Origin of the sequence: Jeotgalicoccus nanhaiensis, from assembly GCF_015235105.1 — a bacterium.
Classification (GTDB): Bacteria; Bacillota; Bacilli; order Staphylococcales; family Salinicoccaceae; genus Jeotgalicoccus; species Jeotgalicoccus nanhaiensis.
This window is the reverse complement of the sequence record NZ_JADGLW010000003.1, coordinates 431,831-456,920: the sequence shown is the minus strand read 5'-3', so window position 1 is coordinate 456,920 and position 25,090 is coordinate 431,831. Positions and strand designations below refer to the sequence as shown.

The following is a 25,090-nucleotide window of genomic DNA, read 5'->3' as shown; positions in this document are numbered from 1 at the left end:
GCACGCCGCCAGCGTTCATCCTGAGCCAGGATCAAACTCTCCATGATTGGAGAACTTAAACTTAAGCTCTGTTGATACTGCTGACAGTATCTCGTTTGCGTTTCAATTGGTCGCCTCAATGTGTGCTTCTAGTTAATAGAAGACTTCTTTATTCGGAATTAAACGTTGACATATTGTCATTCAGTTTTCAATGTTCTTTGTGTTTTTCAGGCAATCTCTGTGATTGCTTAAGTTATCTTAACATGTCTGTTTTTCAGATGCAACAACTTTTATTAAGTTTTTGTTAAGAATATAAAGTTTTGATTACGTCGCGTTTGAAGCGACCTTTATATCTTAGCACATTCAAGCTTCGAATGCAATAACTAATTTTAAGTGTTTGTTAAGTTTCTTTCGCGCCTTTCGACGACTTTCATATCATAACACGTCTGTTTTTCAGATGCAACAACTTTTTAACTTTTTATTATTCTTGTTAATTTTTGTTGCGTCGTGTTTTGACGACTTTTATATCTTACCAAGATACGGAGGAAAGGTCAACGCTTTTTATATATTAATTTTATATATTATAAAGAAAGACCGCAAAATCAGCATTCTGCGGTCTTTTTTCTTCTTATATAGTTTTCTTCATAATATTTCTAACTCATTATTTCTTCTTATCCTGTTTCACAGCTTGCCGCGTTTTGTTTTTATAACCCATTTTCTCACGTGCTTTAATTTGGCTTTCTTCTTTCGTACGTTTTTCTTCCGCTTCTTTTTTGAGCTCTCTGCGTTTTTGCTCATTAATATCACTTCTCGTGATACGGCCTCTCTCTTCTTTTTCTTTTTGAGAGTCTTCTATATACTTCGGCAATCTGATCAGTTGATATGCGTTAGTCAGAATGACCGTAAATACTGAACGGTAAATCCAGTTAGTCTCTTCTACTGATATAAAAGGAAGTAATGTGAGTGAAGTCATAAAAATCATAAAGAACGCTGAAGCTATAAATACATTCGCCTTTGTGATTTTATTTTTATAATATGCAAAGCCTACTCCGGCTACTACGATTATAATAGGAATCCATACAAAGGACCATGTAGAACCGTGATCTATCCCAACCTGTCTGAAACGGAGATAGAACAAATCGAAAACTGCGTACATTATTAGAAGAATCTGTACATACGGCCAGGCTTTTCTGAATATTCCCATGCCAAGCGGATGAATGAATAAATATATATAGAAAACAACCTGACTGACTGTTGCTATTAACAGTCCGTAGCCGACCAGAAATATAAAGCCGGCAAAAAAGTCACCGAACTGGCCCTGGAACAAATATTTCGTAACAGTTTCGTATTCAGTTACCAGACTGATGGCGGTAGTTATAACCGCACCAATCATTAATGTAACAAAATAAAACTTAACTAAATACTTCGATGTCATTCAGCAGTGCCTCCGATCACTTTCTTCGCCATGTCTATATAGACAGCACTGATTTCATCATCTTCATATACTGACGGTGCAAAATCTTCTTCATTCCATTTCGGCTGACCCAGCGGAAGCTGTCCTAATAACGGCGTATTTAATTCATCTGCGAGCTTCTGGCCGCCGCCTTTACCAAAGATATACTCTTTGTTTCCTGTTTCTTTACTTTCAAAGTAACTCATATTTTCCACCACGCCGATAATCTCGTGATCTGTATGCTGTGCCATTGCACCAGCTCTTGCTGCAACAAAGGCAGCAGTCGGGTGCGGTGTTGTAACGATGATTTCTTTACTGTGCGGCAGCATCTGGTGAATATCCAATGCCACATCGCCGGTACCCGGCGGCAGGTCAAGCAGCAGATAATCCAGATCTCCCCACTTCACTTCTTCAAAGAAACTTGTCAGCATCTGGCCGAGCATCGGCCCTCTCCATATAACAGGCGTATTTTCTTCAACAAAGAAAGCCATGGAAATGACTTCGACACCAAATCTCTTTACTGGGATAATCGTTTCGCCGTCAAGTTCCGGACGTTCTGTAATACCCATCATATCCGGTACACTGAAACCGTATATATCGGCATCAATTAAACCGACTTTTTTGCCTTCTTTTGCAAGCGCAACTGCCAAATTCACAGCAACTGTCGATTTACCAACGCCGCCTTTACCTGAAGCGACAGAAATAAATTCCGTCTTTCCGAGTGTAAAACCGCGTTCCATTGCACTGCCGCGTGTGGAGCGGAATTTTTCAATTGTTTCATCCGGCAGCTCTTCAAAACGCAGTCCAACACTGTCTGCACCCTCTTCTTTAAGCAGGCTGACGATTTTCATCTGCAGTTCCAATTGTTCCTGCCCGCCCTCGCGGCCAATTGCTATTTTAACACTGACGTGTTTTTTCTCTTCTTTAATACTAACTTGTAAAATCCCTTCGGTCTCACTGATCGGGACATTTAAAATCGGGTCGTTCAAATTTCCTACTAGTTCTCTTACCTGACTTTCAGTAATCATGTATATGCTCCTTCATTCGACTTAATTCCATTACCGTTAATAATAACACAACATCAGAGACGCTAATATAAACGAAAAGTGAATTTCCGGTTACATTTCAAAAACTGGCTCTCCGTCTATAACAGTTTTCAGCACTTTTGTTTCCTTGACTTCATCCGGTGTGACCGTCATGACATCTCTGTCCAGCACGATAAAGTCCGCAAAATATCCTTCAGCTATTCTGCCTTGTATATTTTCTCTGTAGACAATTCTGGCCGCTTCAGTAGTATACATTTTAAACGCTTCAAAACGGGAGACAATTTGTTCCGGATTATATACAGTACCGTTATCCTCCCGGGTCATCAGCGCATGAATGCCGAGAAAAGGATTAACTTTTTCAATCGGTGCATCGGATGATCCGCCGAGTATAATACCTTTATCCAGCAGTGTTTTAAAAGGATATAAATATTCTGCACGTGCACTGCCTATATATTCCTCTACCCACGGCATATCTGAAGTCAGGAAGGTCGGCTGAATATCGCAAACAACAGGCAATTTGGCGATACGCTCAATTAAATCCGGCCGCAGCAGACTGATATGAATCAGACGGTCATGCTTCCCTTTTGGCACAGGATACTTCTCTACAGCATCGAGCACCATTTCAATCGCCCGGTCGCCAATCATATGAACAGCGATCGCATCATTATTAGCCCGGGCAGTCTGAACCAGCTGCTCCAGTTTTTCCACCGTGTGAATCTGCAGTCCTTTGTCTTGTGTACCGTTATATGGTTCGCTGACAAGTGCAGTCTTCGCTCCAAAAGCACCATCTGCAAAAATCTTCATCGCATCGCGTTCCACAAAGTTTTCTTTATATGTTTTATCAGCCTTAACGACATCTTCGTATACCTGCTCATGAGTCAGAAGATTCACCCTGAATTTTAATGCGTCTTTACCCAGCGTGTTTAAATAAGCATCCAGCGGCACATTAAAATCACCGTAGTAGGCAAGATCTTCCGTATGAACATTCGCAATACCGAGAGACTGCAAATATTTAACACCGCGGGCAATGTCTTCCCCTAACGATTCGGCGGTATCTTCCACAGTTGCCGCACGCATTTCTTCAAACGCCTTGTCGTATACCCAGCCTGTCAGTTCGCCATCCTTATCTCGTTCAAAATATCCGCCTTCCGGGTCCTCGGTATCTTTAGTGATGTTCAATGCTTCGAAAGCTGCAGAGTTCACTACTCCCGCGTGCGCACAAATACGCGTAATTAAAGTCGGTTTATCGGTCAGGTCATCCAGCTCTTCTGCTGTAATTTTATACTGGTTGCCGAAATTGTTTTCATCATAGCCGAGGATATTGTTCCAGCTGCGGTTTGTCTTAAACGCTTTAACCTGTTCTTTCATCTCATCGATGTCCGTTACATCGTCGAGTGCCAGCAGCTCCAGTTTCTTGCCGATCATAACCAGATGCTGGTGCACATCGGTCAGGGCGGGCATCATTGTTTTACCTTTTAAATCGATAAATTCAGATGCAGATGATTTTAATTCTTCATAGCTCCCGATTCTCTCAATCAGACCATTATGTATTAATACAGCCTCAACCGTATCCATAGGTGCATTCATCGTATAAATTGTTCCGTTATAATATAATGTCGACATCTATTCCATACCTCTCATCTATAAAAAAATACTTTCATATATTATTATATATGAAAGTATTTCCAGATTCATTTATCGTTCACTTAATTTTTTACTCCGGTCCCTCGCACTGCCGAGAGTCTTCGAAATCATTTCCTGAAGTTTGAATTCACTGAGCGTATCTAAGCCCGCTTCAGTCGTACCTGCTTTAGATGTAATATCCGTCCGCAACTGTTCAAATGATTCAGGACGTTCCGATAAAGTTTTCCCTGTACCAATAACCAGGTTTCTCGTCAGTTTTTCCGCATCTTCTTTTGAAAATCCGAGTTCCTCGAGACTTTTCGCATACTGTTCGTAAATGTAGTACAGAAATGCTGGCCCTGAGCCGGTCGCTGCTGTAATGTTATCCATGCCTTCTTCACCAACGACAACATTTTTACCGAAACTCGCCATTAATTCAATCAGTTCGTCCTTGTTGTCGAAGTCATCCGAAAATGCAATGCCGTTAACCGAATACTGCACCATTGCATTTGTATTCGGCATAATTCTCGCTACCGCATTTTCCATACCAGCTTCTTCCTGAATTGTCGCGATGTGAATACCCGCCATCACCGAAATCAGTTTTGTTTTCTTTTCCAAATACGGACGGATCCGTTCAGCTACATCTGTAAAGTTCTGGGGTTTGCTGGCGAGCACGATATAATCGGCATCTTTGCACAGTTCCGCATCATCGTAGGACACATTCACACCTAGCGATTCTTTAAATTCCATCGCTGCCACCCGGTTTGACTTACTCGTAATATAAATGTCTTCTGCTTTGACTGTTCCTTTTTCAATCATTCCTGTAAATATCGCACTGGCCATATTGCCTGCGCCAAAAAATACTATTTTCATCCCTACCACTCCGCTCAGTTTTTCATTCGTAAGCTGTCTATAATATCATATTATCCACGAAGGTTGCATCAGATATAAAAAACAATCGCTGTATAGTGGCATATCGCTGCGATTATGATAAAGAAGTGCCAAATCATGTGAAAATATTTACGTGTTTTCTGCGCATAAAACCATGCCCCTGCAGTGTAAGCGAGTCCGCCGAGTATAATAAGGCCGATAAAGACCCACGACGTTTCACTTATAATAGAAGGAATAAATGCAACTGCGGACCAGCCCATAATTAAATAAATTGCCAGACTGACTTTTTCGTTCACAACAGGTGCCAGCACCTTATAGAGAATACCGAGTATTGTTGCAACCCACTGCACGATAAGTATTACAAGGCCGAAGGTGCCGCCGACAACAGAAATTGCTATCGGTGTATACGTTCCGGCAATCGCCACGTAAATAAAACTGTGGTCGAGAAGACGCATAACATATTTATGATTTGTATTGTGCTCCATCGAATGGTACAGAGTGGAGGTCAAAAACATCAGCAGCATACTGATGACGAATATTGAACCCCCGGCTGCATGAGACATACCACCCTCCAGATACATATAGACAGCGGTAAACGGCAGCAGAAAAATAAATATTATCGCAGCTACCCCGTGACTGACCGCGTTGCCCACTTCTTCTCCGAACGTTAAGGGAACAACATTTTTCAAAGTTCTTTCTATCCTTGTAGATACTTCTTCTTTATTATATTTGCTGCTTTCAGAATTTGACTCTTCAGCCATTAGATCAGTCCTTCTTCAGTTAAATCTTTAAAGGCAGTTTCTATACTGTCATTTCCTGCTTTATTTTTAAGCGGTGAAAATTCACCTTTTCTGTCGACCTGAAGCGTATTGTGTTTATCAGCATATTTAAATGCATCGAAGTAAAACTTCTCAAACTTCAGCACCTCTTCTTTTACAACTGTTAAATGATGGTCGAGGTGTTCCAGTTTTTTCAGCGCCAGATGGTAAGGCATTTCACCGTCAGCTGCTTTATTTAAAAAGTTCATGCTGTACATATGAATACCGATATTTGCGTTCGTGAATTTGTCTTCACTGCCGGCAGGAAGTTCCGTATATTCCACCACCCCTTTACTGCCGTTCATTACGGCCAGACGTCCGACTGACTCACCAGATTTCGGCGTAATCGATTTCGATGTAATATCATTATTTTCAGTAACGTGGAGACCGACCAGCGCAGGATCCAGCACTTTAACGACAACGTTGTCGACATTGTTCATAAATACGTATTTTACGCCCGCCTGCTCCATCTCCTTGAGCATCCCGCTGTTCTTTAATGAGCTGAAAATCCCTCCGTTGCCGTTCGGTGTCAGCATAATGTCCTTATATTCGGTAAGAAGCAGTTCGCCCTCTTTGGTCAGCGGTGGAAAATGCTCCTGTTTAAAGAAGTGAATGTTTTCTTCCGGCACTTCAAAATAATTATGCTCTTTAAAGAAGTCCATCGTTTCTTCATGGTTGATATCGCTCGTCATAATATACCAGTGAACTTTCAGCTCACCCTGTGCATTTTTAAACTCGAGAATCTGTCTTGCCTGAAGCTCGAACAGCGACACACCTTCAAATGAAAATGTTCCTTTCGGACCTGGGTGTTCAAGTCTTGTTCCCTGACCTCCGGCCATCAGCACTACTGCAACTTCGCCGCTCTCGACAGCAGTGTTCGCCGCTTCAGACACAGCATCTAAATCGAGTGCGGATTTCAGCACATAAGGCACCTCTTCTACTGAAGATAAATCCACTTCTGTTTTGTTGACATATGTTTCGTTATAAACACGTTCGATAGTATCAATGTCGAGCGCGTTAAATTGTTCTTTCACTTTGTCCTGATAGCTGTCTTCCAGCAGATTGTATTGAGGAATCCATTTTTCAATCATATTTTTTCTCCTAACTTATGCAGTAATAATACGTTTGATTAGTTTAGTCTGTTTCTGCTCACTGCCTAAATGATAGCTCGCGATAACTTTCTGAGCGACGCTGTTCACGTCTTCAGTGTTCGCTGCAATTTTAGCGATAACATCGCCTTTTTGGATATAGTCTCCAACTTTCTTCTCGAGTACAATACCGACAGCGAGGTCGATTTCGTCTTCTTTTGTCTGGCGTCCTGCACCGAGGATTGATGCTGCAACCCCGATATTTTCCGCATCGATGACTTCAACGTATCCTTCTTCTTCGCTGACAACATCAAAGTGATATTCTGCCTGCGGCAGATTTTCAGGATGATCAACAAGCGTGCCGTCGCCGCCCTGATTGTTAACGAAAACTTTAAACTTTTCTAGAGCACTGCCGTCCTTAATAACTTTTTCCAGCATAGCGCGTGCTTCATCGAGATCTTTTGCCTTGCCGCCGACAACTGCCATCTGTGCTCCAAGTGTTAATGATAATTCAGTTAAGTCAGCAGGTCCTTCACCTTTAAGCGTATCGATTGCTTCTTTCACTTCGTTTGCGTTACCGACAGCATAGCCGAGCGGTTCTTCCATGCTTGAAATAATTGCCATCGTGCGGCGGCCGACATTATTACCAATACGCACCATTGTCTCAGCCAGTGCTACAGCATCTTCTTCTGTTTTCATAAATGCGCCGTCTCCGACTTTAACGTCTAAGACAATTGCATCTGCACCTGCAGCAATTTTTTTGCTCATTATAGAACTTGCAATTAACGGAATCGAGTTTACCGTTCCCGTAACATCGCGCAATGCGTAAATTAATTTGTCGGCAGGTGTCAGGTTTCCGGACTGTCCGATAACCGCAACTTTGTCCTTATTGACAAGATTCACAAAGTCATCCTGTGTCAATTCCACATGGAAACCTTTTAAAGCTTCAAGTTTGTCAATTGTTCCGCCGGTATGACCGAGGCCGCGCCCGCTCATTTTTGCAACGGGAACATCTAGTGCTGCTACTAAAGGTGCGAGCACTAATGTAGTTGTATCACCGACACCGCCTGTAGAGTGTTTATCCACTTTAATGCCGTCAATTGCAGACAAATCAATCTGATCACCGGAATTCACCATAGCCATCGTAAGGTCAGCTGCTTCTTCAGGGGTCATATCGTTGAAGAAAACCGCCATTAATAAAGCTGAAGCCTGATAGTCGGGAATTTCCCCATTTGTATATCCGTTAATGAAGAATTCAATCTCCTCTTTAGTCAATTCTTTGTTATCGCGTTTATTGGCGATAATATCTACCATTCTCATCGTAAAGTGCTCCTTCTATTTAGACGTTGCCGTCCATTCCTTTTTATTCTTATAGCGTTTCGTATGCGCATAAATATTCTCAGCCGCATAATCTTCATTAGTATACACTGTTATATCAAAATATGTCCCATTTTCACTGTGTTTTTCGTCAGTATAAATATCCTTTAAATGCACAAACAAATTTTTCATTGCCGTATGATCGAGGCTCGGATATTCACGTAAAATTTTCTTTTGCAGCCGGCCGTTCTGTTCCAGCACTTCCTGCACAACAATAACAAACGATTCCGATTCCTTAATTACATCATCAAAAATATTAGTCTGTCCGCGTTCAGCCATTGTAAATCCTCCTCTCTGTTAACAGGCATATCCATTTCATCTTTTTAATATCTTCATTATACTTAAAATATGTCACAATTCATAACATGAACTTTAAAAGTGGAGGTACAGATATGCAGAATTTACACGGGAAAACTGCTTTAATTACCGGAGGTTCCAGAGGTATCGGTTTAAAAACTGCCCAGGCACTGGCTGACAACGGAGTAAACGTTGCAATAGCCGGCCGCAACAGCGACACTTTAAAAGATGCTCTTTTAACCCTGGAAAAAAAAGATGTAAAAGCTATTGCCGTAAGCGGTGACGTTTCAGTTAAAGCGGATGTTAAAAGCATCGTCGAAGAAGTATTAAACGACTTTGGCCATATCGATATTCTGATTAATAACGCAGGAATTATGGGTAACGGCAGCTTCTTTGATGATAATGAAGATATGTTCCGGAAAATGATCGACGTTAATGTTTTCGGTATGTATTATATGATGAAAGAAGTGCTGCCTGGTATGCAGGAGCAGAATTCCGGCGACGTGGTAAATATCGCTTCTGTTTCAGGTCTTCGTTCGTCAGCAGGCAGCGCACTGTATTCCGCGACGAAGCATGCCGTTATCGGATTAACTGAAGGCGTGATGCGGGAAGTCCGTAAAAATAATATACGCGTTCAGTATTTAACACCATCAGCGGTCTTAACTGATTTAATCGGCACACCGTCACTCGAGCCCGAAACGATGACCCATCCCGAAGATATCGCTGATATTATCGTCAACCAACTGAAGATTCATCCACGCACATTTGTTAAAAACAGCGAGATGTGGGCTACGAATCCAAAGCCTAGAAATCTGTAATTAAATATAATTATCGTCTGGAACTGATATTTCCAGACGTTTTTTATGCGGCTGGTAAAAAATAACGCTTGTTTATTTTTAGAAAATGATTTGCCAGTCTATTAATTTTTCTTCATAATTAAAATTGAAGTTTCAGAATGGAGGGTAATAATGAGCCCAACTAAAGAAGATTATCTAAAGGTGCTGTTCGAACTTGGAGCGTGGAAAATCCAGGTGCCGAATAAAGAAATTGCCGAGCGTTTAAATATTTCCCCCCCGACTGTGACTGAAATGATGAACAGTTTAGTTAAAGCAGGATGGGTAGAATATACACCATATAAAGGAAGTATGCTGTCTGATGCAGGAGCAGAATATGCAAAAAAACTGATACGGAAACATCGCCTGTGGGAAGTTTTCCTTGTTGACAATCTGGGATTTAATATCGATGAAGTGCATAATGAAGCAGAAGTGCTCGAACACTCGACAAGTGATATTTTAGCCGATCAGCTTGAAAAGTATTTAGGCTATCCGGAACACTGCCCTCACGGCGGCGCTATTCCTTTAGAACTGATGGATACCCAGGAAAAAGTATCAACTCGTTTATCCGATATTAAAAACGATGATATCGTCAGCATTTCAAGAATATTAAATGAAGATAAGCTCGTGCAGCACTTTAAGCGTGCTAATCTGAATATCAACGATGACATTCAAATTACTGACCGTGACAAAAAACTTGATCTTTTTTACATTACCAATCACACTTCCGGTGAAGACACTGCGCTGAGCCGGACAATTGCCCAGTACTTATTCGTCGTTGATAAAACCGAATAAACGAAAAGACCGCTTCCTGCAGGAAGCGGTCTTTTCGTTTGTCATATTATATTATTTAACGTCTTCGCCTAAATAAGATTTAAGCATCCAGTTATTTTTCTCAATCTCCTGAGCCATTGCGATGAACATATCTGCTGTACGGTCGTCGCCGGCACCTTCTGCCACTTTCACACCCTGGTTTAATTCTGCTGAGAGTACTTCAAAGTCTTCTGTCAGCTGTTTAACCATCTGTTTTGCATCAAGTCCGTATTCGCCTTCTTCAATACTTGACTCTTCAAGTGCTTCAGTCAGTTTTGCGACTGGTTCGCCGCCGATTGTTAAAATTCTTTCCGCAAGATCATCTACATATACTCCTGTTGCATCATACAGCTCTTCAAATTTAGCATGTAGTGAAAAGAAGTTAGGTCCTTTAACATACCAGTGGAAATTATGAAGTTTAGTCCATAATACCGTGTTGTTTGCCAGCTGTTTATTAAGTACCTCGATTACTTGTGTTTTCTCTTTAACTTGTACCATTAAAAATCACCTTTCTCTTATATAGATTTGATTTTCGCCTAAACTCACTATTTAGAATCATTATTATCTGTAAATATATTATACCACGTCTGAAACAGATTTCAACTCTTATTTATAACTATTATAAATAAGGTTCTCTCTGATTCCGACTATTGTTTAGCAATACCCCTGCATACTTTTTATAAACATAAAAAAGCCGGATTATAATAATCCGGTCATCTTCAGCCCGTCATAGAGCCCATTTTCATCAACGTGTCCAGTGACGTATCTGCTGGCCGCTTTCGCTTCCTGAACACCGTTGCCCATCGCAACACTATTCTCAATTAGCTCAAGCATCTCTACATCATTGGGTCCATCGCCAAATGCATACGTATCCTTAATATCAATATTCATTTTATCCAGCAGCGTCTTTATTCCTTCAGCTTTTGATCCGCCTGCTGGAATAACATCCATACAGAATTCATGCCATCTTAAAAAATATACGTCGTCATAAGAAGCTGTATACTCTCTTTCCTCCTCCTCTGTACAGAACAGAAGAGACTGATAAATAGCATTATCTTCAAAATACGCTTTGTCTTCCGAAACTTCAAAGTCGAGTTTCAGTGAACCAATCCCCGCTTTTACATGTTCATGTTCTTTTGTGCTGACCCTTAAATCTTTCTCATCGCAAAATGCGACCGGGTGGTTATTGCTGTGCGCTTGTGCACTTAATTTTTCCAGTGTGCTGCTTTCGATTGGATTATCATATATCACCTGACCTTCGAAAACAATATATTGTCCGTTGTAGCTGATATATGTTTCAATGCCGAGTTCCTCTCTCAGCTTCTTATACATGAATGGGCCACGGCCGGTTGCGATCGCCACAATATGCCCATCTTCTTTCAACTGGCGGACAGCTTTCTTCGCTTCAGCAGGCACTACTTTATCAGAGTTGTATAACGTTCCATCGATATCAAAAAATATTAACTTGCGATTTGACATAAGGCACCTCTTCTATAATTTGTTACAGTATATAAATATTCGTTAAAATAATTAAACCGATAATCAGCAGCAGCCAGATTACTGTCATGACTAGATTAGATTTATCGTGAAATGCAGTGTACAGTTTGAAATCCGTTACTATATTCAAAATGAGCTGCAGTATAACTACACTAACCAAGAGCCAGACTCCAAGTGTTATGTTTCCTGTGAAAAATATCGCTGCTCCAATAATAAATACCACTGTCATAAGGACTAAAAACACACGTTCAATATAAACGAGTTTCAGCCGCATTATTTTACCTATTGCTTTTTCGTCGCTGAAGTATCTCCGTTCATCAAAGGAAAAATGCAGTCTGTCATCGTTGAAAAAAGTCGTCATTGCAAATTTAAGCAGCAGCCCTGCCACGAGGACAAATAATAATATGTACATACAGTAAGTCCTTCCTGCTAGTTATTCACTGCACGTTTAGCCAGTTCATCCGCCATCTCATTAAAACGGACACCGGTATGTGCAGCGACTTTGTAAAAATGTATGTTGATTTGTTTTCCAAAGCTGTTCATTTCTTCAGCATAATTACGCGTGACAGCATTTTTTGCCTGCCATTCCCCAGTGTACCATTTTTCAAGACCAGCGTAATCGTAGTGCACATGGATAGTCTTATAACCATGCTGTATTGCCCATTTGACGGCATACAGAATACCTGCAATTTCAGCCGACACATTCCACAGATTATTATCCGGATCAACAGGCGTGCTTTCTGCAGCAGTATGGATTACTTCATCATTAATGATAAACACCGCACCGAAGCCTGCCTTGTTAACACGCTTATCATAGCTGCCGTCCACGTAGCTGACGAGCTCGCCGTCAGGTATTTTTTTATTTTCATCTTTAAGATTATTCATAAAACGCTCCGCCTCAGCTTTTGTTTTAAAAGATTTAAATTCGGCTCCGCTGAAGCCTTTTGCTGCTTTTTCGCAGTCTGCCCATGTATTGTAAATACCGGGACGATGGCCTTTTCTTACCGCATAAAATTTTGCCATATATATCCTCCTGTAAGTTTCAACTATAAAAATCACTCATGATTGTACCATGAGCAGCCCTCTGTTTTATAGTAAACTGTCAACACCTAAAGATACTGGTCTTAAACATCAGCACATATCTGCTGTCAGTGTATTTTCTCAATAAACTGTCTTTTTATATGAAAACACTTTCTTAAGCGCTGCTCTGGACATTGAATTTAATGTGTATTAATATCTCCTATGTGCTTTTAATAGAAAGCTTGAAAGGGAGGCGCGTATGTTTAAAAATCCTTCAAGAAATACAATTATTACAGTGTTTATGATCGGAGCTTTCGCGGTCGGCATGACGGAATATGTCGTTACGGGACTGCTCACTCAGTTTGCCGCTGATTTAGATGTTGCTGTCTCGACGACAGGACTGCTGCTGAGCGTATACGCGCTGAGTGTCGCTCTGTTCGGACCCGTCATCCGGCTCTTAACTTTAAAATTTTCCCCAAAATTATTATTACTTATATTAATATCTATTTTTATTATCAGTAATATCATTGCAGCGACTGCACCGAATTTTGAAGTGCTGCTGCTGTCACGCCTGTTATCTGCCTCGATGCATGCTCCGTTTTTCGGCGTCATGATGAGTCTTGCGATGGCAATTTCACCGCCTCACAAAAAAACGGGAGCTATTGCTCTTGTCAATGGCGGCCTTGTGATTGCAGTAATGCTCGGTGTACCTTTTGGCTCTTACATCGGTTCAGTCCTCGACTGGCGTGTGGTTTTCTGGATGATTGTCGCTCTTGGCGTTATTAATCTGCTCGGTTTGATTCTTGTCACTCCGAACTTTAAAATTGCAGACGTCCCAAAAATTACTGCAGAACTGTCAGCTTTAAAAGATAAAAATGTCATCATGCTTATTATAACAATCGTCTTCGGTTATTCCGGAGTTTTTACAGCATACACCTTTTTAGAACCGATGCTGCGTGAAATCGCCAATATGGGAGATCTTGGCGTTACCTTCAGTATGCTAATGTTCGGTACTTTCGCCGTCATCGGGAATTTCTCTTCCGGCAGAGTTCAGCCGGGTAAACTGACGGGAGCCGTAACGCTGGTTATTTTATTTGTAGCCATCGTGCTGCTCGGGTTTACATTTATGCTGAAGGTACCTTATCTCGCTTACCTTGCTGCCGGCCTGTTCGGTTTAGGCACTTTCGGTATTTCACCGATGCTTAATGCTAAGATTATTTTTGCTGCGATAACGGCACCGGCTCTTGCAGGCACGCTCGCCGCTTCAGTATTCAACTTGGCAAATGCCATCGGTGCTTCGCTGGGTTCTGTGCTCCTGTCTAACAATTTCAGTTACACTGAAATCACATTTATTGCAGGCGGCATGCTGATATTCGGCGCCTTATGCATGGTTGCCACACACTTTATAGAAGATAAAGACCGCTTCACAGCCTGATGTTAAAAAGCAAAATTATAACCTCCGGGAATCTGAAATCAGATTCCCGGAGGTTTTCTGCTTACCGCTCTGTTAACAATTGATCTGCGAGCAGACGGTAGCTGTTTATTTTATCTTCTATATTATGAGTAATCGTCACAATCATAAATTCTTCGACTTGATAGGCTTCACTGAGCCTTGTCAGTTCAGCACCGGCTTCTTCCGGTGTTCCAAAGATTAGATTTGATAATATAGTTTCTGCTTCCAGTCTTTCATCTTCTGTCAGTTCAACAGCAGCTGCATCTTCCGGGCTTGAAATCCCTTTAAAAGCTCGTCCCGTGGATTTCAGCGCCTGATTGACAGCATAACTCCAGGCGAGTTTACGAGCTGTTTCGCCATTTTCATGACAGAACACATTAACTGTAACAATAATTTTACCCGGTGAAGAACTTTCACGATATGTATCCAGCACCTCCAGGGGATTGCTCGTACTCATAAATTCCCCAAAACAGTAATTCATATTGCTGTCCCGTGCAGAAATTGCACTTTTACCGCTCGTGCCAAGCATCCATAATTGAGGCGGGGTATCCGGTACTGGCATTGCCCGGAGGCTTTTATCATTATTCTTTATAAATCCCTGAAGCTCTGCCAGAAGTTCCGGCATTTTAAACACCTGCTGCAAATAGTTATCGCTCAGCGCTTCGGATGCTTTGTTATCTCCGCCTGGTGCACGACCGATACCGATATCGATACGGTCTCCGTAAAGAGCGGCCAGAGTATTGAAAGTTTCCGCCACTTTAAACGGTTTGTAGTACGGCAGTAAAGTTGCGCCGCTTCCGAGACGAATATTTTTGGTCACCATCCCGATAGCGCCGAGTGTCACTTCAGGCGCACTTGATGATAAACCGCTCATACCGTGGTGTTCTGCCAGCCAAAACCTCGTAAACCCAAGTTCATCGCCCGCTACGGCCAGCTTCACACTATTTCTTAGCGCTTCGCCTGCGGACATATTTACAGAAACAGGTGCCTGGTCAAGAATACTCAGTTTCATAATTTATTTTTCTTCTTTCAGTGTAATGCGGTACTCTCCCACCTGGTCTTCTTCATACAGGTTATCGAGTGATGTTGAATAGTTGATAATTCTCGCCTGGAACTCCTCATTATTATTCCCCGGGAGTCTTACAAGGAACTCTTCTTTGTACAGGTGCTCTGATAAATTGTGGTAATCTTCACTTGCCACATCAAATTCAATATACACTGTACCTTCTTCTTCATCTCTTTTTAACTCTTTTACATCCAGAGTTATATCGTCTAAAACTATAATGTCATTCGCCACTATTATTCATCCCTTTCGATTCACTAATGAGAATATTAACATCTGCAATATTCTATTGCTAATAAAATGATTACCCTTTTTAAAATTTTCTAAGCCTTGTCAAATGGACATTCCAGCGTATATTTTAATAATTTATATGTGTTCATTTTCACATATAATTAGACATTGGCTGCTTTATTACGTACATTAAAGAAATACAAATTGATTGGAGACAGACTATATGTTCAGTGATATCAAACAATTAATGAAAAATCCTTTTTTAATTATTTCCCTGCTCGCAATCTCAACAATCCCGGCACTCTATACAGCAATCTTTCTCGGCTCCATGTGGGATCCCTACAATCAGATGGATGAAATCCAAATCAGTGTCGTCAATGAAGACGAAGGCGCCGAGATGAATGATGAATCACTTAATGTCGGTGAGAGAATTGAAAATGAACTCGCTGAAAATAGCGAATTTGACTGGCAGTTCACCGATGCAGAAACGGCACAGAAACATTTAGAAAATGGAACATCGTATGCAATTATACATATTGCAGATAATGTATCCGAACAGGCAACAACGCTCCTGGATGAAGAACCGGAATTGATTTCAATCGATGTGACTACAAACCCGGGTTTTAATTTCGTCGGCAGCATGATGGGCACCCAGGGCGGATCAGGTGTTGCAGATGCTATTGCCAAAACTGTCGGTGAGACTTATACTTCAACGTTAATGGATGCTTTATCAGAAGCAGCAGAATCGACAAATGATATCGAAACTGCCCTTTCTGATTTACAGGAAGGTGCGTCCGAGCTCCGTGAAAGCAATGAACAGCTGCAGACAGGACTTGATCAGGCAGCGCCGGCGCTTGGAGCCTCGGGCAGCCAGCTGACAGAGGGGAATACTGAAATCACCGCCGGTCTCGAGTCACTTGAAGAAAATCTCGGCTCACTTGAACAGGAAGTAGCAGAAGGCTCAGCCCCTCTCGAGGATTATTCATTTACTGAACACAATGCTGAATCAATCATCAGCCCGGTGGAAGTAAACGAAAGTGAAATTACTGATATGAATAACTACGGCCAAAGCTTTGCTCCATTTATTATTGCTGTAAGCTTATTTGTCGGGGCAGTCGCTTTCAGTGTAATTTTCCCAATCAACCGGAGCACTGAAAATTACTCGAACTCACTTTCTATGTCCGTCAGTAAGCTGATTATTATCTCAATCCAGGCAGTGATCTCTTCTGCTGTAGTTGCATCAGTCATAGAATTTATGTTCGATTTCCCTTTAAATGAACCGCTTAAATTTTACGGCGTGATTATACTCTGGGCATTTGCCTCACTGCTCTTTGTATCGCTGCTTATATCGCTGTTCGGCAATATCGGTAAATTTATAACGATCGTTCTTTTAATCATTCAGCTCTCTGCGAGTGCCGGAACCTTTCCGATAGAAACAGCCGGCAGCATCTATCAATCCATTCATCCGGTACTGCCGATGAGTTATGTTATCGCAGCTATGCGTGAGTCGATTTTCAGTTTTGAAGGCAGTTTATCATACGGTGATGCAGTCATTTATACTGTTTCAATTACTGCCGGAAGCATTATCATACTTCAGCTGATAAACTTCCTGAAGTTCAAATTTGCTTCATTCGAGAACCTGATCAGAAAGCTGAGCAGAATTCAGTACTGATTATATGAACCGTCTGAAGTTGTAATCGAAGGCTTATCTTCATCAAAAAGGCACTGTCCCCGTCGGGGGACAGTGCCTTTTCTCTATTTAAACTTCATCTTCTGTAAGATCTTCCACCGGATAATCCAATTCTCTCAGCCGGTTTACAAATTGTTCATGGTTCAGATAAATATGATTCAGCTCTTTCAGTATTTCCTCTCCGCTGTAGAAACGAATGACTGTCTGAATATCACGTTCAATTGTAATATTGGTAATATCTTTTTTCGGCAGTACTGTTTGTCCCCGGCGGAATTTAATAATCATTCCAGATGGTGCAATATGCAGTTCGTAATATTTATCACCTTTATCGGCTTTAAATATAAAGCCGGCTATAATTCCGATTAGAATAACGAGTGCTACAATATAAGCACGGTTAAAAGCACTTTCTTCAATATTTCTGAACGTCATATATGACATATCAAAAATAATAAATAGTAAATAAGCACTCATTGCGACGAGCCCGAACAGTTTTACATTAAATCCTTTCGGATCATAATTTTTCGGTACATCTTTTCTCTCTAAATATATTACACCGTCGTTTGCCATCACAGCACCTCATCCTGCTCATTTATTCCACTATTTTAACATACCTCAAATGATGGAGAGAAAACACGTTTCAATTTTATTCTGTCACTTTGTCCAGCACTCCGAGGTTTCTTTTCATCAGTGAAATATAATCTTCCTGATTTTCGATATCCGCTTCTGTCCTGACCTCCATATTATGAATATATTCCGCTTCAGCACCTATCTCCTCCTGAATCACTTCAGAAATTCTGCCCGGACTGTTTTGTTCAAATAATACATATTTCAAATCATTGTCTTCCGCGGTCTTTAATAGTTCCGACAGCTGCTGCTGGGAAGGTTCATCGCTCATTGAATATCCTGAAACAGGTATTTGTTTTACACCGTAACGTTGCCAGTAGCCGAAAGCAGCGTGAGGCACAATAATTTTAGCATTCTTTTTAGATGATAAAACTTCGCTGAATTCCTCATCCAGCGCGGTCAGTTCTTTCACAAGTTTCTCATAATTTTCCTGGTAGAGCGTCTCTTCATCTTCATTCAATTTAATCAGTTCATCTTTTAGTATTTCAGCCGTTTCTATCATTTTTAACGGATCAATCCATATGTGAGGGTCGAATGAATCGTGGTTATCGATTTTTATATCTGCGATATCTTCCGCGATTAATTTTCCGTTCTCATAAATTGAAGCTCGTACAGAAAAACTTTTTGCTCCGGCTGTATACTTAAATTCTTCCCCGCTGCTCACCACTTCAAATTCATCTTTGCCTTCAGCTGCTGCCCATTCTATTTTATCGCCATTACCGGAAGCGCTAAGTTCCACCGTATCGCCCGTATGATAATGTTCTTTCATACCCTCGATAAAGTCATCATCCGCTTCGTGTTCACGGCCAGCAAATTCTTCAGGTGCGCCGCTGAACAATTCATGATAATCGCCGATTTTAATCAAAGCTGTTTCCTCGCTGCCGAGGGCATCAGCTATATTTTCAGAGAATGCTTCCATGCCCTCGCCGACATACACAACACCGTCGCCGTCTGCGTATTTCAGCATTTCCTGAGATGTCGGTTCATAGCTGTGACCATCAGCACCCGGCGGCAGAATAGATTCTGTTTCTACAGTATCACCGCCGATTTCAGAAATGATATATTCCAGGGGATATACTGTAGTGTAAATTTTTAATTTATCGCTATCTTCGGTATCACTGCTGCATGCTGTTAATATTATCACCGCAGCAAATAAAAGCATCCAGTTTAATCTTCGCATTCTATCCCTCTTTCTAATGTTTCAGCATATCTTTTTTAATACTGTCCGCCGTTGAATCAGCCGGATAATACGTTGGCCAATTTACAACTTCATCCAGCAGCGCCTCTCTGTCATCACCCCAGTATAAATGGAAATGGCTTGATTTCTCAGGTGCAATAATATGATCGCTGAACTGAATGAAGTCGGGCGCTTCTCCATCACCATCTGTTTTATTAAAGATAAAGCGAACGCCTCTGTTGCCAGCTTCATATTCCAATATTTCATATCCGTCATATTCATATTTTCCTGTATACTCTTCATCACTTTCATAAAAAGTAAATTCACCGCTGTCCGTTATGTTAATCTCGTTCACATTTGTCATATAGCCTTCACGGTAATATTCCTTATATTCTTCTGCTGTCATATCACCGTCTTCAGATTTATGCTCGAACACGTCGTCAAGCTCGCCTGACTCAAGGTACGGGTATATCGATTGCCACTCGCCCGACCAGTCGGATATATCCCGATCTTCTATTTGGTTGTCTTCAAAATGTCCGTTGTATATATCGCCCGTATGGTCATCAATTTTAATATTTACCGGGTCGCTTTCAGCTACAGGCTCGTGTTCATCGTCATATAAGACTGTTTTTATGTACTGTTCATCCGCCGCTTCCAGAGACAAAGCATCCTCGTATTCTCCTTCAATCAGTTCCCAGTTTTCCTGATCCTCACTTGTATACCAGTGCCAGTGGCCATCTGTTTCGATATCGGCAGCTGCCGTCAGCTCAACGGTATCACCGGTATGATAATGATCTGAAAGCCCCTCTATAACTGCTGGTGCTGTTTCTGTATTTCCCGTCTCTTCTGTATGCTGGTGCGATTCGTGAGTATCTTCTTCCGATTGCTTTACCTCTTCATTCTGGCATGCAGCGAATAATCCTGCCGCAGCAAGCACGCTTAAACCCTTCAGCAATTTCTTTTTCATTTTGTCCTCCTATTTAAATCGTAATAATTACTATTCGTAATAGTTACGTTTTATATAATAGCATTGTCATCTTAAAAATGTAAACTGTTTTTTTATAAAAATTAAAAACCTTCCTGATTTCTCAGAAAGGTTTTTATCAAAAATATTTATTTAGCACAGCTACATCCAATCTTTATATTTAAAATATCCCAGCATAGCCACGCTGATTATAATCATTGCTCCCAAGGTCACAAAGTAGGCCGGCGGCCACGACAGTTCCGGCATATTTTTAAAATTCATGCCGTATATACCGGTGATTAGTGTCAGCGGCAGAAAAACCGCTGAAATAATCGTGAGCACGTTAATAATTTTATTCATGCGGAAAGTATTATAAGAAATATAATTATCTTTCATTTCATCAATCATTTCTTCTGAGAATTGAATAATCAGCTGCTGTCTGTCGATTTTAGAATCGATTTTACTCAGTATCGGCTCGCTCTGGCTGCTGTTAAAAATATCTTCCTGTTCCTTAAATTTTTCCACGAGTTCTTCCATCGGGACGATGACGCGCTTCACCCGGAAGATTCTTTTTCTTAAATCGAACATTTTTGCTGTGATATCTTCACCTTTTTTCTCATTGCCGTGCTTTTCTTCAAACAGCATTACATCATCTTCTATTTCATGGACGATATCGAAATACTGATCGACCGTTGCATGAAGTATATGGAGTGCGATATCAACTTCCAAATCTTCGTGTTTATGTTTAATAATTTCGGCAATATCGATAAAATCATCCAGCACTCCGTCATGATAGGTAACAATGACATCTTTCATGATAGAGATATTAATTGCATGAGCTTCCAGCGTATCCCGGTCAATGACGTGACAGATTAACAGCTGATAGTCATCAAAGTTATAATACTGCGGCCGGTATCTTTTCGTAGTTTCATCCTCTAATCTGTCTTCTTTAAAATTAAAATCTGCAAGCAGCTGCTCCTTATCGTTAAAACTGTTGTAATCATACCAGGTAAAAGTTGTATCGTAAGGAACTGTATCCCGGCCATCTACTGTTTCTATCTGGTTGTTTTTAGATATGTACTGAATTTCAAGACTCATCGGAATCTCCTCCCTGATATCTAATACCCGAATGTTAAAGGTTAAAGCAAAAGAGCAGTGAGATTAAAAAATCTCACTGCTCTTATCATCTTATTTCATATCTTTTTCAAAAATCGTATCTCTCTTGAACTTGGAACCTTTGAACATCGTTTTCGAAATGATTGGGTACGCAACACCTGCAACGATAAATCCGATTAGCCATGCAAGGTCAACGAACATGAAGGCTGCCGCCGCCCCGATACCGAGTGCCAGTATCGCCGCATAGTTGACTCCGTCAAAGTTTCCGCCTTTTTTATACAATTCTTTAATATCGATACGCTGTTTTCTCATAATGTAGAATTCAACGATAAGAATCGCAATTAACGGTCCTAAGAAAGCTGAGTATACCTGAACGAAAGTATCCAGACCTTTTGCATTGTCATCCTGTACTAACAGCCAAGGGAATGAACCCATTGCAAGCAGTCCTGTAATTACTACTGCAACCTTGTAGTTCAGTTTAGTAAATAGCTGAATCACATAAGTTGGTGTAACAATGTTTGCTACCATGTTTACTGCTATTGCACCAAATACGATAAATACAGAGATGAACAGCTGCATGTAAACATTATCGAATAAGGCTGGCAGTCCAAGTGCCGGATTTGTATAGCCTGTCGCACTTGCAAGCATCGCACCGACAACGATTACTGAACCGTAGGCAACAATAATCGGCAGGAAGTAAAGTAATCCTCTTTTTCCGTCCGTATAACCTGTTTTCAGTTCACGTGAATAGTCTGCCGCACTTAGGAATATAGCAGCATAGTTGCCGAGGAAGACCATGATATATGCGAAGAACTCAATCCCCCATGTACCTTCGGCATTAATCCATGAAGTTGAAATTGCTGCACTGTGGTCTTTAACCAGTATGATAAACACAGTTACAACAATACCCATCAGAACGATGGATGCCACTGATTCAACTGCTTTAATACTCTTGAAGCCTTTCATTGAAAGCACTATCTGTATAACTAATAGAATAATAAAACCAACAAAAACGTTGTCGAATGCGCCGCCTGACAGTATTCTGAATACTTCATTTAGCGCCGTACCGCCGATCCAGCTCTGGATACCGTACCAGATAACAGCAGGCACCGCCCGGAGCAGTGAAGAAAGTAATGTACCTTTCTCACCAAATGAAGCTTTTAAGTGAGCTACGTAAGGAATACCGTATTTATAACCCGCTCTGTCGTTTAATGCAAAGAGAATAGAAACGATTCCGATTGCAATTAATGCTGCTGCAATAGTCTGCCAAATATTCAGTACTGCCATACCTGCAACTACAACACTCGCACCGAGTGTCATATTACCCATGTTGACACCGTCTCCGACCCACAGTGACATGTATCCCGCTGCTCCTAAAGTTCTGTCTTCAGGACCATTCGGTTTAAGAGAATCCGTCTGAGCTGCCGCATCCAGGCCCTCAGGCGGTTGATTGTTATGTTCTTCTGACATATTTACACCTCTGTTATATTCCAAATTTGATTTATTTACATTCAGTGTTTAACACCATGATTTATTATATATGTCTAAAAGCCCGATGTCTTTATCCAGTATAGATAATTTTTTACGTTTTTATCTATTTAATTATCTATATTTTACAGGTTACTCCTTTCTCATTATTTCCAGTATCTTCAGTCCGACCTGGACTGAGAGCATTTCATTCGCATCGTCGTAGTCCATCTGGGTAATTTCCTTAATTTTATCAAGGCGGTAGGAAACCGTTTTATAGTGTACGTAAAGTCTGTCTGCAGAACGCGAAACATTTTGCTGGCACTGCAAATACATTTCCAGTGTCTCAATTAATTGTTCCCTGTTTGTCTTGTTATAATCGAGCAGCCTTCCGAGACTGGTGGGAATAAATTCTTTCAGTCTGTTGTTATCGTGTTTGAACTGGTAGAGCAGACGGTAAATGCCAAGCTCTTCAAAACTTAAAATAGGATTGTGCTGGTAAGACATTTCATTTACATCAAGCACTTCCTGCGCTTCTTTGTGACTTTTCGGCAGATCATGCACTGTATCCGCAATGGAGCCGATACCAGTATAAACTTTCGCATCTCTGACTGTACTTTCAAATTTGTTAATGACATAGCCGAGCGTTCTTTTAATAGTATCCATCTCTTTTTTCTTATTGCTCTGTCCGGAATGCACCGGCCAGATTACAATGACCTGATTAAACCGTTCGCGCACGATAGCATTTTTTAAATAGTAGTCTATATTATTATTTAAAATATTATAATACCGTTCTCTGATTTCGCTCGTTACTTTTTTACTTTTGAATTTCAGTGTAAATACTACGACTGCAGAACGGCTGTTTAAATCAAATTTAATATTATCGGCACGTTCGGCAATATCATCTTCATCCCTGATGTCGCCCGATAATAAATCATCGATAATCTCATTCTTATACTTCTTCTCAACTTCAGAAATCGCAATTTTTTTAGCAAGATTTAAAGACAGCGCTGTCGCCGCATTTTCAATAGCTATAAAATCAAAATCGCTGAAGCCTGAATGAATTGCACTGATCACAAGCATAACTTTCGTCTGGTTAACCGATGTGACTGGTATCATAATCTGCTCACATTCACGGTCCTGCAGTTTCGGATAAATTACAAAGCGGCGGTAGATTGGGAAAATGGTGTTCTTGGTATTTTTCTCCTCTTGAAACTTATGAGATTCGTAAAATAATTCTACTTCCTTGTCCGTTGTCGCAATTACCTTAAACAGTTCGTTGTAAATTGTGACTGGATTTCCAATCAGTGACTCGAGCGTCTCAATAATCACTTCATCGCTGACATTTCGAATTGACAATTCGGTGAAACGGTGATGAATTTCTCTGAAGTACTCCAGTTTTTCAACATCCTGATTAAAAATTTTCCGTGTGACTTTATAAATAATATCGATAAACGGAATTGCAGTCGGCAGCGATATAATAGGAATATTCCTCTCTCTGCAGACCTCCCTTACCGGTTTTGGGATACTGTCAAACTCTTTCGGTATCTTAACGATTAAAGCGCTGATTTTTTTATCGGCAAGCTCGTGCATCCAATCCTTCATTTCTTCTTCGTTTAAATCTTTTACCGGAAAGAAACTTGTCAGAATGGACTCGCCCCCGTTAAGCCATAACGAAATGTCAGGTGAATCGATTACCGTTATACCTTTTATGTTTTTTGCGAGACTCTGTTTGGTGCCTATATATTCAGCCTCCCGGAATTCGTCGAGAGTCAGTAATTCTTTAACTGTATAATACATGGTCAAACCTCTTTTTAAATAATTTTATCCTAAGTCGATAAACATTCTTATATCTTCCACCATATACTATAACAGCTTTTGACCTCTTTATACCCAATAATAAGCTCATGGAAAACACATAATTTCTTATCGAAGTTGGATATACCTTTTTACACTAATAGATTTTGTTTATTGCTAGTCAATTCCCTTAAAAATGCTATGATTAAATTATTATAATTAGGAGGGTGTTTTATGAGCAGAAAAGCATTTAACACAAAAACAGTCAGCAGCTCGGGGCCGTATTCGCACGTTACCGACGCTGGAGATTTTCTTTATTTTTCAGGACAGACAGCAAAAAACAGATTGGATGTTACTGAAGATTTAACAGGAGATATTGCTAAACAGACTGAAATTGCCTTCAATAACCTTTTTGACGTTATGGAAGATGCGGGAGTTACAGAAGATCAGGTTGTTAAAGTAAATGTTTACTTAACGACGATGAAAAACTTCGAAGCGATGAATGAAGTATATAAAGAGAAATTCAGCGCACCATATCCGTCACGCACATGCGTGGCAGTACTTGAGTTACCGCTCGGCGCAGAAGTTGAAATAGAAATGATTGTTAAAAAATAAGATTAAATAAAGCAGAATCCTGAGTTGTGGGATTCTGCTTTTTTGTTGAGAATGGGGAGGAATTTTTTGGAGATGAGGAGTGTGCAGGAGTTGGGATACATATGAGATTTTGTCATACCAACCCTAGGAGTCTGGGATACATATGAGATTCCGTCATA

Annotated in this window: 25 protein-coding genes; 5 read left to right on the top strand and 20 right to left on the bottom strand. The window is 40.7% G+C overall.

The window, feature by feature from the left end:
* Positions 1-640: 640 nt before the first annotated feature.
* The 8 genes from IR135_RS06905 to IR135_RS06870 all read right to left on the bottom strand — a co-directional run bounded on the left by IR135_RS06905 (position 641) and on the right by IR135_RS06870 (position 8,554).
* Positions 641-1,414 (bottom strand): KinB-signaling pathway activation protein, encoded by a 774-nt coding sequence (locus tag IR135_RS06905; RefSeq protein WP_135097965.1) that lies wholly within the window; start codon positions 1,412-1,414, stop codon positions 641-643.
* The gene (locus IR135_RS06900) at positions 1,411-2,460 is read right to left on the bottom strand and encodes an Mrp/NBP35 family ATP-binding protein (RefSeq protein WP_135097963.1); all 1,050 of its coding nucleotides are present in this window, start codon (positions 2,458-2,460) and stop codon (positions 1,411-1,413) included. The genes IR135_RS06905 and IR135_RS06900 overlap by 4 nt, the downstream gene beginning before the upstream one ends.
* Positions 2,461-2,550: 90 nt before the next feature.
* Complete coding sequence (locus IR135_RS06895; protein WP_135097960.1) at positions 2,551-4,101, bottom strand: amidohydrolase; 1,551 nt, start codon at positions 4,099-4,101, stop codon at positions 2,551-2,553.
* A gap of 72 nt (positions 4,102-4,173) precedes the next feature.
* On the bottom strand, positions 4,174-4,974 hold the full coding sequence (gene proC / locus IR135_RS06890; protein ID WP_135097957.1) for a pyrroline-5-carboxylate reductase: 801 nt from the start codon (positions 4,972-4,974) through the stop codon (positions 4,174-4,176).
* Positions 4,975-5,042: 68 nt separating this feature from the next.
* Positions 5,043-5,753, bottom strand: a complete 711-nt coding sequence (gene trhA, locus IR135_RS06885) for a PAQR family membrane homeostasis protein TrhA (protein WP_135097955.1) — start codon at positions 5,751-5,753, stop codon at positions 5,043-5,045.
* Positions 5,753-6,901 carry a UTP--glucose-1-phosphate uridylyltransferase gene (locus tag IR135_RS06880; protein WP_135097953.1) on the bottom strand — a complete coding sequence of 383 codons (1,149 nt, stop codon included), beginning with the start codon at positions 6,899-6,901 and terminating at the stop codon, positions 5,753-5,755. The genes trhA and IR135_RS06880 overlap by 1 nt, the downstream gene beginning before the upstream one ends.
* 15 nt (positions 6,902-6,916) lie before the next feature.
* Positions 6,917-8,218 carry a pyrimidine-nucleoside phosphorylase gene (locus tag IR135_RS06875; RefSeq protein ID WP_135097951.1) on the bottom strand — a complete coding sequence of 434 codons (1,302 nt, stop codon included), beginning with the start codon at positions 8,216-8,218 and terminating at the stop codon, positions 6,917-6,919.
* Positions 8,219-8,233: 15 nt separating this feature from the next.
* Entirely contained in the window at positions 8,234-8,554 is a 321-nt protein-coding gene (locus IR135_RS06870; RefSeq protein WP_115884801.1) for a hypothetical protein, read from the bottom strand.
* Positions 8,555-8,667: 113 nt separating this feature from the next.
* On the opposite strand from IR135_RS06870, the gene IR135_RS06865 reads away from it, so the two are divergent.
* Together IR135_RS06865 and IR135_RS06860 are read left to right on the top strand one after the other, a co-directional pair.
* Complete coding sequence (locus IR135_RS06865; protein WP_135097949.1) at positions 8,668-9,390, top strand: SDR family NAD(P)-dependent oxidoreductase; 723 nt, start codon at positions 8,668-8,670, stop codon at positions 9,388-9,390.
* A gap of 150 nt (positions 9,391-9,540) precedes the next feature.
* A complete protein-coding gene (locus IR135_RS06860; protein WP_135097947.1) occupies positions 9,541-10,200 on the top strand; it encodes a metal-dependent transcriptional regulator in 660 nt (219 codons plus the stop codon).
* A gap of 51 nt (positions 10,201-10,251) precedes the next feature.
* Here IR135_RS06860 and IR135_RS06855 read toward each other — a convergent pair whose 3' ends face one another.
* From IR135_RS06855 to IR135_RS06840, 4 genes are all read right to left on the bottom strand, one after another.
* Positions 10,252-10,716, bottom strand: a complete 465-nt coding sequence (locus IR135_RS06855) for a Dps family protein (protein WP_115884804.1) — start codon at positions 10,714-10,716, stop codon at positions 10,252-10,254.
* Positions 10,717-10,917: 201 nt separating this feature from the next.
* Positions 10,918-11,697 carry a Cof-type HAD-IIB family hydrolase gene (locus IR135_RS06850; RefSeq protein ID WP_135097945.1) on the bottom strand — a complete coding sequence of 260 codons (780 nt, stop codon included), beginning with the start codon at positions 11,695-11,697 and terminating at the stop codon, positions 10,918-10,920.
* A gap of 22 nt (positions 11,698-11,719) precedes the next feature.
* Positions 11,720-12,127 carry a hypothetical protein gene (locus IR135_RS06845; RefSeq protein ID WP_135097943.1) on the bottom strand — a complete coding sequence of 136 codons (408 nt, stop codon included), beginning with the start codon at positions 12,125-12,127 and terminating at the stop codon, positions 11,720-11,722.
* Positions 12,128-12,144: 17 nt separating this feature from the next.
* Complete coding sequence (locus IR135_RS06840) at positions 12,145-12,738, bottom strand: viroplasmin family protein (RefSeq protein WP_135097941.1); 594 nt, start codon at positions 12,736-12,738, stop codon at positions 12,145-12,147.
* A gap of 256 nt (positions 12,739-12,994) precedes the next feature.
* On the opposite strand from IR135_RS06840, the gene IR135_RS06835 reads away from it, so the two are divergent.
* The gene (locus IR135_RS06835; RefSeq protein ID WP_135097939.1) at positions 12,995-14,170 is read left to right on the top strand and encodes an MFS transporter; all 1,176 of its coding nucleotides are present in this window, start codon (positions 12,995-12,997) and stop codon (positions 14,168-14,170) included.
* A 61-nt stretch (positions 14,171-14,231) separates the two neighbouring features.
* On the opposite strand, the gene IR135_RS06830 is transcribed toward IR135_RS06835, so the two are convergent.
* Both IR135_RS06830 and IR135_RS06825 read right to left on the bottom strand, forming a co-directional pair.
* A complete protein-coding gene (locus tag IR135_RS06830) occupies positions 14,232-15,200 on the bottom strand; it encodes an LLM class flavin-dependent oxidoreductase (protein WP_135097937.1) in 969 nt (322 codons plus the stop codon).
* A 3-nt stretch (positions 15,201-15,203) separates the two neighbouring features.
* Positions 15,204-15,485 (bottom strand): DUF3219 family protein, encoded by a 282-nt coding sequence (locus tag IR135_RS06825; RefSeq protein ID WP_318272303.1) that lies wholly within the window; start codon positions 15,483-15,485, stop codon positions 15,204-15,206.
* A 220-nt stretch (positions 15,486-15,705) separates the two neighbouring features.
* Between IR135_RS06825 and IR135_RS06820 the strand changes: the two genes are divergently transcribed.
* Positions 15,706-17,154 (top strand): YhgE/Pip domain-containing protein, encoded by a 1,449-nt coding sequence (locus tag IR135_RS06820; RefSeq protein ID WP_135097935.1) that lies wholly within the window; start codon positions 15,706-15,708, stop codon positions 17,152-17,154.
* An 87-nt stretch (positions 17,155-17,241) separates the two neighbouring features.
* Here IR135_RS06820 and IR135_RS06815 read toward each other — a convergent pair whose 3' ends face one another.
* The 6 genes from IR135_RS06815 to IR135_RS06790 all read right to left on the bottom strand — a co-directional run bounded on the left by IR135_RS06815 (position 17,242) and on the right by IR135_RS06790 (position 24,320).
* Positions 17,242-17,739 (bottom strand): hypothetical protein, encoded by a 498-nt coding sequence (locus IR135_RS06815; protein ID WP_135097933.1) that lies wholly within the window; start codon positions 17,737-17,739, stop codon positions 17,242-17,244.
* 76 nt (positions 17,740-17,815) lie between these two features.
* Positions 17,816-18,976, bottom strand: a complete 1,161-nt coding sequence (locus IR135_RS06810; RefSeq protein WP_135097931.1) for a metal ABC transporter solute-binding protein, Zn/Mn family — start codon at positions 18,974-18,976, stop codon at positions 17,816-17,818.
* 13 nt (positions 18,977-18,989) lie between these two features.
* Positions 18,990-19,940 carry a ZinT family metal-binding protein gene (locus IR135_RS06805; protein WP_135097929.1) on the bottom strand — a complete coding sequence of 317 codons (951 nt, stop codon included), beginning with the start codon at positions 19,938-19,940 and terminating at the stop codon, positions 18,990-18,992.
* A 159-nt stretch (positions 19,941-20,099) separates the two neighbouring features.
* A complete protein-coding gene (locus IR135_RS06800; RefSeq protein WP_135097927.1) occupies positions 20,100-21,035 on the bottom strand; it encodes a CorA family divalent cation transporter in 936 nt (311 codons plus the stop codon).
* Positions 21,036-21,125: 90 nt separating this feature from the next.
* Positions 21,126-22,523 (bottom strand): NCS1 family transporter, encoded by a 1,398-nt coding sequence (locus tag IR135_RS06795; protein ID WP_135097925.1) that lies wholly within the window; start codon positions 22,521-22,523, stop codon positions 21,126-21,128.
* Positions 22,524-22,673: 150 nt separating this feature from the next.
* Complete coding sequence (locus IR135_RS06790) at positions 22,674-24,320, bottom strand: PucR family transcriptional regulator (RefSeq protein WP_135097923.1); 1,647 nt, start codon at positions 24,318-24,320, stop codon at positions 22,674-22,676.
* 231 nt (positions 24,321-24,551) lie between these two features.
* Here IR135_RS06790 and IR135_RS06785 point away from each other — a divergent pair, with 231 nt between their 5' ends.
* Entirely contained in the window at positions 24,552-24,932 is a 381-nt protein-coding gene (locus tag IR135_RS06785) for a RidA family protein (protein ID WP_135097921.1), read from the top strand.
* Positions 24,933-25,090 lie beyond the last annotated feature (158 nt).